General features: G+C 52.6%; 1 protein-coding gene. It reads left to right on the top strand.

The annotated features are described in order from the left end of the window. The coding region (locus tag R8N47_RS26365; protein WP_318186253.1) for a VWA domain-containing protein at nt 1-599 on the top strand (599 nt) is incomplete at its 5' end. Nucleotides 600-618: the final 19 nt, after the last annotated feature.

Genomic DNA, 618 nt, shown 5'->3' with positions numbered 1-618 from the left:
ATCGTGTAGTGACGGGTGATACCCGCGTATTCCTCAAGCCAGAAGCCAAGAAACGCCCTAATACGGCGGTTCACATCCTGGTTGATATGAGCTCCTCGATGGCCTACAAGGCCGCCAATGGAAAGGAGCGTCAAGACATTGCGCGGGAAGCGTCCTTGGCTATTTCGATGGCTCTGGAAGCAATACCCGGCGTAAACCCGGCAGTCACCTTTTTTGGTGGCAACCGGAACCAGCCAGTGTTCAGTGTCGTGAAGCATGGAGATACGGTTCAGAATCGGGCCGGTCGGTTTGGGTTCAAAGCAACTGGCGGTACGCCTATGGCGGAAGCTATGTGGTATGCAGCTTTTGAACTCACCAAGACCCGTGAAGAGCGAAAAATGTTGATCGTAGTGACTGACGGGCAGCCTCAAAGCGCCCCGGCATGTCGCTCAGTGATTGACCTCTGTGAACGAAGCGATGTTGAGGTGATCGGCATAGGGGTAGAGACTACCGCAGTGTCAGGACTGTTCCAAAAGAACATTGTCATTGATGATGCGGCAGCTCTGCAACGCACACTGTTTAAGTTGATGGAGCGGTCATTGACTGCTTTTGCAGCTTAACAGGAAGTGAAACGACAAA

The organism is Vibrio sp. 2132-1 (genome assembly GCF_033344315.1).
Note: the sequence above shows the minus strand (reverse complement) of the source record. Positions and strands in the feature narration are given on the sequence as shown.